Source organism: Streptomyces sp. E2N166, assembly GCF_003671715.1.
Classification (GTDB): Bacteria; Actinomycetota; Actinomycetes; order Streptomycetales; family Streptomycetaceae; genus Streptomyces; species Streptomyces thinghirensis.
In genome coordinates this window covers 625,751-632,178 of record NZ_RAIF01000012.1, presented here as the reverse complement: position 1 = coordinate 632,178, position 6,428 = coordinate 625,751, and the positions used below count along the sequence as shown (strand labels likewise).

Here is a 6,428-nt window from a genome sequence, read left to right as displayed (position 1 = left end):
AGGGCCCCGCCGAGACGTTCCTGCGCCGTGGTCAGCCGACGGGAACGGGCGATCGCGCGGTCCAGGCGAGGCCCGCCGCGCCACGCGAGGCGGTAGACCGCCAGGTCGCCGAGGACCGAGGCGGTCGCCGCGCACAGCGTCAGGACCAGGATGTCGGGGACGTCGTTCGGAACCCGCCCGGCGGCCGCCGCGCCCGAGCCCGCGGCCGCCGCGGTGGCCGCCGTGATCACGAGGACACCGCTCGGCAGCACCGGCAGGAAGATGTCGAGGAGCACCGAGGCGGCGACCAGCGCATAGATCCATGGGCTGCTGACCAGCGAACCGATACTGCCGAGACTCTCGACCACCACAACTCCCCGTTACTCCCCCGTGGGCCGGGCCATGCCGCGGGACGCGGGGACGGCAGGAGCGGCCGATGACAGCCATCCAGCGTACGCCGGGGGTGTGACGGACGGTTCACAGGGGCCTCGTGTACCCGCCATGGAGCGTTCACTCGTGAGTGGGTGTTCACGCCCAAGGCGCGGCCTGGCACCCGCGCCCCCGCGGCCTGGCACCCGCGCCCCCACGGTCGTCCGGGCGCCGGGGAGGAGTGTGAGCGGTGCCCCCCGGCTCGAGGAAGGCGCCGCTCCGGTCCGGGTCAGGCCGCGACCGGTGTCTGCCTCTCAGCGGCGGCCTTCTCCTGCTCGGACGTGCGCCGGGCGAACAGCCGGTCAAGGCCGAAGGCGCCGGAGCCGGTGAAGGCCAGCAGCAGGAAGGCCCAGCAGAACATGGCGGAGGCCTCGCCACCGTTCTCCATCGGCCACAGGGCGCCCGGCTGGTGAACCTTGAAGTACGCGTACGCCATGGAGCCCGAGGAGACGACCGCGGCGGCGCGGGTGCCGAGGCCGAGCATGACGAGGCCGCCGCCGACCAACTGGATCACGGCCGCGTACCAGCCGGGCCAGACGCCCGCCTCGATCGTGCCGCCGGTTCCCGAGGCGCCGCCGAGGACGCCGAAGAGTGAGGCCGCGCCGTGGCAGGCGAAGAGCAGGCCGACGACTATGCGGAACAGGCCGAGGGCATAGGGCTGGGCGCTGTTGAGGCGTTCGGACATGTGGGGGGAGCTCCTTCGGTCGGGCCGGCCCGTCGAGGCCGGTGGGGGACGAAACCGAGTGGGCCGCCCACGTTAGGTGAGCCTAATGAGTACTTGCAAGTTCAACATTTGGCCATGACTTGGCGCATGGTCACCCTTCTGTCGCGGCGACCGCCGCAGGTGGGAGCGCTCCCATGCGGACGGCGGAGGCCGCCGGTGTGACTTGATTCATACCCGGCTCCGCCCCCCGTCTACGCCAGCTCTCTCTCCGCGACCGTCCGCAGGGCGGTCGTGCCGTCGCCCTCCGCCCGCGCCTGCTCCAGGCGCAGCCGGGCCGATCTTCCCCGCAGGGTCAGCGTCATGAGCTGATTGCCGAACCAGGGCCCGCCGGTCTTGCGCCAGCCGACCGCCGGCGGCCCACAGCGTCCGTGCCGGGCGATACGCCGCCCGAGGGCACGCGCCGGGGCGCTCCAGCCGAAGCGGAAGCCCAGACGGATGGAGAGCGGCACGGAGTTGTGGACGGGGGAACAGGTCAGCTGGGCCACCATGGCGTCGGGCGCCCGGCCGGGCCAGGACGGCTCGGCCACGTAGGCGTGGTGGACGTCGCCCGACAGCACGCTCACGGTCGCGGGCGCCCCGGGCCCGGTACCGGCCTCGGCGATCAGGTCCGCGAGGGAGTCGAAGGAGGTCGGAAAGGCCGACCAGTGCTCCAGGTCGGCCCCGCGCCTGATCCGCTCCCCGAGCCGTGCCCAGCGCGCGCCCCGTTCGCCGACGCACATCGCCGCGCTCCACGCCTCCACGTCGTGCACGAGGTGGGGCAGCAGCCAGGGCAGGGAGGTGCCGATCAGCAGGTGGTCGTAGGAGTCGCGTTCCTCCATGACCTGTTCGCGCAGCCAGGCGGCCTCGCCCGGGTCGAGCATCGTACGGCGGTCCTCCTGGAGGACGCGGGCCGCGCGGGAGTCCACCATCACCAGCCGCACGCGGCCGAAGTCGCGCCGGTAGCTCCAGCGGACGGAGGCCGGGTCGGCGTCGGCCCGCGCGGCGAACGTACGGAGCGCGTCGGTGCCGTCGGGAGCCTCGCGGACGGCCGCGTAGAGGGGGTCGGCGGCCAGCTCGTCCGGGGAGAGGTTGCCCAGCTGCTGGTACACCCAGTAGGACATCAGCCCGCTCAGCAGCCGCTCATGCCACCAGTCCGTGGCCCGCATGTCGGCGAGCCAGGCGGCGGAGGTGTTCCAGTCGTCGATGACGTCGTGGTCGTCGAAGATCATGCAGCTGGGCACGGTCGACAGCAGCCAGCGCACCTCGGGGTCGCTCCACGACTCGTCGTAGAGGCGGGTGTACTCCTCGTAGTCCGCGATCTGTTCGCCGGGAGGCTCCGCCAGGTCGCGGCGGCCCGCGATCCAGCGGCGCGTGGCGTCGGAGATCTCGTCGGCGTACACCTGGTCGCCGAGCAGGAGCAGCACGTCGGGGCGTGTGCCCTCCGGGTCGGCCGCGATGCGGGCGGAGAGGGTGTCCAGCGCGTCCGGGCCCACCGGGTCCTTCTCGCCGGCCGGCGGCGACGCCCAGCGGCAGGAGCCGAAGGCGATGCGCATGCCCTCGTCCGCCGGCGGCGTGGCGATCACGGAGGGAGGGAACGGCGAGTCGGGCGGCGGCCATACGCGCGCGCCGTCGAGGAGCACCTCGTACTCGGTCGCCGTGCCGGGTGTCAGGCCGGTCACCGGGACCAGGGCGTAGTGGTGGCCCGCGACCTGGAAGGTGCGGGTCGTGCCGCGGGAGCCGTCGGCGCAGCGCACCTCGGTGGTGCAGGGACGGTTCGTCTCGACCCAGATGGTCGCCGACGAGCCGTCGGTGTATCTCAGCAGTGGTCCCAGGCGCAGTCCGGCCATGGTGATCCCCTCCTCCGTCGCCCCGTACGGTACGGAACGACGGAGGCCGGCGGGGAGGCTCCGCGCCGAACGCGCGATGGACGGGGCGTCAGCAGTTCGCGAGGTTGTTCTGGAGCGCCGACTTCTCGGCGGAGTCGACCGAGAGGTCGTAGTAGTACTTCACCTGTACCCAGGCGCGGACGTATGTGCAGCGGTAGGCGCTGCGCGAGGGCATCCAGGTGGCCGGGTCCTGGTCGCCCTTGGACTGGTTGACGTTGTCGGTGACCGCGAGGAGCTGGGGGCGGGTCAGGTCGTTGGCGAAGGACTGCCGCCGGGAGGTGCTCCAGGAGCCGGCGCCGGAGTCCCAGGCCTCGGCGAGCGGGACGAGGTGGTCGATGTCGACGTCGGAGGCGGCGGACCAGGTGGCGCCGTCGTAGGGGGAGTACCAGCTGCCCCTGGTGGCGGCGCAGGAGGAGTCGGTGACGACGCCCGAGCCGTCGCGCTTGAGGACGGTCTCGCGGGTGTTGCAGGCGCCGGACTGCGTGATCCAGTGGGGGAAGAGGTCGCGGTCGTAGCCGGTGCGGCTCTCGGTCTCCACGGTGAGGGAGGCGAGGTAGGAGCGGGCGGTGGCGGCGCTGACCGGGGTGGGGAGGGCGGCGGAGGCGGCCGGGCCGTTGAGGAGCCCGGCGGAGGCTATGAGTCCGGTGAACGCGGCGAGGGCACCGAGCCGTCGACGCGCGTAGAGCTTCGGCATGCGAACTCCCTTGGAGTGGGGGGGTGCTGGGGCGCGGGCAGGGGAATGCTCGCGACGCCGCATGGCGCACAGGTGTGCGGTCGGTAAGAAGTTAGTGACGTGTGCATGGCACGTCTATGGGTGCGGCGGGACTCGTGACGGAACGTCCCGGGGCTCCGCGCCCCCTCGGCCCCGCCGGCAGGGCTCGCGTACTATGGACGGCGCAGGAGGGGAGTAGCTCTTCGCCGGACCGTCGACATACTGCTCAGCTCGTCTGAGCCGGCGCCCGGAGGCAGCCTCGTACGCGGGGCCGGCCAGCGAGACCTTCGGCAAGCAGTGCACGCCCGTGCCGTACGGCGGGGGCGACCGTGTGCTGCCGTGCCGAGGTGTCCGCAGCGCAGGATCAGCACTCTCGGCGGGGCGGCCCCGACCGATAGAGGATCCCTTGATCAGCCTGACCGTGACGGCAGTCGTCTTCGGCGTCGTCTTCCTCGCCGAACTGCCGGACAAGACCGCGCTCGCCGGCCTCGTCCTCGGCACCCGTTACCGGGCCTCGTACGTCTTCGCCGGCGTGGCCGCCGCCTTCCTGCTGCACGTCGTGCTCGCGGTCGCGGCCGGCAGTGTGCTGACCCTGCTGCCGCAGCAGATCGTGCACGCGATCACCGGCGTGCTGTTCCTGGGCGGCGCCGCCGTGCTGCTGATGAAGAGGGACGACGAGGACGAGGAGATCCGCAAGCCCGAGGACCAGTCCTTCTGGAAGGTCGCCGGGGCGGGATTCATGCTCATCCTGGTCGCCGAGTTCGGCGATCTCACGCAGATCATGACCGCGAACCTCGCGGCCCGCTACGACGACCCGCTCTCCGTCGGCCTCGGCGCGGTCCTCGCCCTGTGGGCGGTGGCCGGGCTCGGCATCGTCGGCGGGAAGGCTCTGATGAAGCGGGTGCCGCTGGCGCTGATCACGAAGGTCGCGGCGCTGCTCATGCTGGGCCTCGGGGTGTGGAGCCTGTGGGAGGCGGTCGCCGGCTGAACGGTTCGTGAACGTTCCGGCGGGGCGGTGGCGCAACCCCCGACCTGTTTTGTACCGTAGAGAAACAAAGTGGCTCCCGCCCGTTCTCCCTGACCGGCGGGCGGGGCCGCCTTGTTCCCGGGGACACGCCCTGCGTCCCTCTCCCGCGCCTTGGAGTCCGCCGATGACGGCCACCGCCACCACCGTTCTCACCGCCCGTGCCCTGCTGCTGGACATGGACGGCACCCTCGTCAACTCCGACGCCGCCGTCGAGCGCGTCTGGCGGCGCTGGGCCGACCGGCACGGCCTGGACGGCGACGAGGTGATGAAGGTCGTCCACGGGCGGCAGGGCTACGCCTCGATGGCGCTGCTGCTGCCGGACCGGCCCATGGAGCAGAACCACGCCGACAACGCCCGCATGCTCGCCGAGGAGACCGCCGACACCGAGGGCGTCGTCGCGATCCCCGGCGCGTCGGAGTTCCTCGCCTCGCTGCACGGGCTGCCGCACGCCCTGGTGACCTCCGCCGACGTGCCGCTGTCCACCGCGCGGATGGCCGCCGCCGGGCTCGCCCAGCCGGACGTCCGGGTCACCGCCGAGTCGGTCGGCGCCAGCAAGCCCGACCCCGAGGGCTTCCTCAAGGGCGCCGCCGAGCTGGGCATCGCCCCCGGCGACTGCATCGCCTTCGAGGACTCCGGCGCCGGCATCACGGCCGCGCGCGCCGCCGGGATGCAGGTCGTGGGCGTAGGCCCGCGGGCCGGTGCCCACGGTCCCGACGTGGTCGTGGAGGACCTGACGCGGGTACGCGTGGAGGCCGGCGCGGACGGGACGCTGCGGCTGCACATCGGCTGACGGCCGGTGCGGGCCGGGACGACGCGGTGACGCCCTGGCGGACTGCGCCGTCCTGGTGGACTGCGCCGCGTCACGTCCTGGTGGTCTGTGCCGTCGCGGCGGGCCCCGGCGGCCTGGCACGCCCGTGAACGCCGCCTACGGCTCCCGCGTCTCCGACTCCAGCCGGCGCCGGGTGTCCTGCCCGTAGACGCCGAGCGCGTCGTCGCGGATGCCGCGGGCCCACTGGTAGGTGCGGACCGCGTCCTCGACCTGGTGGTTGTAGTTCCCGTTGGGGTCGCCGGTGTAGAGATGCAGCTGGGCCAGACGCTGCTGAAGCTCGACGACCTCGGCTCCGCGGTCACCGCGCTGCAGCGTGCCGCCACCGTCGGGTACGCGGTCCTCGTCCTCGGATTCCGGTGTGGGGCCGTCGGCCGGTGCGGTCGTCGTGCTCTGCGTCGGCTCGGCCGACCGGGACGGCGTGGGCGAGGCACTCGACACCGACGGGGACGGCGAGGACGAGGGAGTGGCACTGGGGGACGCGGAGGCGGACGGGGACGGCGACGCGGAGGTCTCGGGAGCCGACGGCGCGCTCGACTCGGGGGTCGCGGAGGCCTCGCTGGTCGACGGGGCCGGGACGCTCGCCCGTACCTCGTCGGGCAGGGCCCCGTCCCGGGAGGGCGTCTCGTAGGAGAACAGGCCGCTCGCGTACCCGGCCGCGCCCACCACGACCACGACCGCCCCCGCGGCACTCAACAGCACGCTCCGGCGCCGTTTGCGCGGCGGACGTCCGCCGGTACCGTCCGCACCGGGCGCCCCGGGCCCCCCAGGCGCGAAGGGGGCGGCGGACGAGGCGGCCGAGGTCTCGAACAGGCGCAGGTCGTGGGCGCTGGGCGCGCCGGCCGAGGGTGCCAGGGGCGTGGGCA

The 6,428-nt window shown here is 73.3% G+C and carries 6 protein-coding genes and 1 pseudogene; 2 read left to right on the top strand and 5 right to left on the bottom strand.

Annotated features, from left to right (window positions below; all coding sequences use genetic code 11):
• The 4 genes and pseudogenes from EBH09_RS10635 to EBH09_RS10620 form a co-directional block, all read right to left on the bottom strand.
• Positions 1 to 347 (bottom strand): annotated as a pseudogene (locus EBH09_RS10635) (hypothetical protein); the annotation flags it as partial.
• Between the two features lie 290 nt (positions 348 to 637).
• Entirely contained in the window at positions 638 to 1,093 is a 456-nt protein-coding gene (locus tag EBH09_RS10630; RefSeq protein WP_121746750.1) for a DoxX family protein, read from the bottom strand.
• Positions 1,094 to 1,323: 230 nt separating this feature from the next.
• Positions 1,324 to 2,958, bottom strand: coding sequence for an alkaline phosphatase D family protein (locus tag EBH09_RS10625; protein WP_121746749.1), 1,635 nt, complete (start codon positions 2,956 to 2,958; stop codon positions 1,324 to 1,326).
• A gap of 88 nt (positions 2,959 to 3,046) precedes the next feature.
• Complete coding sequence (locus tag EBH09_RS10620) at positions 3,047 to 3,691, bottom strand: HNH endonuclease family protein (RefSeq protein ID WP_121746748.1); 645 nt, start codon at positions 3,689 to 3,691, stop codon at positions 3,047 to 3,049.
• A 424-nt stretch (positions 3,692 to 4,115) separates the two neighbouring features.
• Between EBH09_RS10620 and EBH09_RS10615 the strand changes: the two genes are divergently transcribed.
• Together EBH09_RS10615 and EBH09_RS10610 are read left to right on the top strand one after the other, a co-directional pair.
• Positions 4,116 to 4,697, top strand: a complete 582-nt coding sequence (locus EBH09_RS10615) for a TMEM165/GDT1 family protein (RefSeq protein WP_121746747.1) — start codon at positions 4,116 to 4,118, stop codon at positions 4,695 to 4,697.
• A 163-nt stretch (positions 4,698 to 4,860) separates the two neighbouring features.
• Positions 4,861 to 5,526: an HAD family hydrolase gene (locus EBH09_RS10610; RefSeq protein WP_121746746.1), complete on the top strand. Its 666-nt coding sequence runs from the start codon at positions 4,861 to 4,863 to the stop codon at positions 5,524 to 5,526.
• A 135-nt stretch (positions 5,527 to 5,661) separates the two neighbouring features.
• Here EBH09_RS10610 and EBH09_RS10605 read toward each other — a convergent pair.
• Positions 5,662 to 6,428, bottom strand: a 767-nt coding sequence (locus EBH09_RS10605) for a peptidoglycan-binding domain-containing protein (RefSeq protein ID WP_238697266.1), incomplete at its 5' end; no start/stop codon positions are given.

Excerpts from the sequence above, each read along its gene's own strand:
- EBH09_RS10630 (WP_121746750.1), bottom strand. The coding sequence starts at position 1,093 with ATGTCCGAACGCCTCAACAGCGCCCAGCCCTATGCCCTCGGCCTGTTC.
- EBH09_RS10625 (WP_121746749.1), bottom strand. The coding sequence starts at position 2,958 with ATGGCCGGACTGCGCCTGGGACCACTGCTGAGATACACCGACGGCTCG.
- EBH09_RS10620 (WP_121746748.1), bottom strand. The coding sequence starts at position 3,691 with ATGCCGAAGCTCTACGCGCGTCGACGGCTCGGTGCCCTCGCCGCGTTC.
- EBH09_RS10610 (WP_121746746.1), top strand. The coding sequence starts at position 4,861 with ATGACGGCCACCGCCACCACCGTTCTCACCGCCCGTGCCCTGCTGCTG.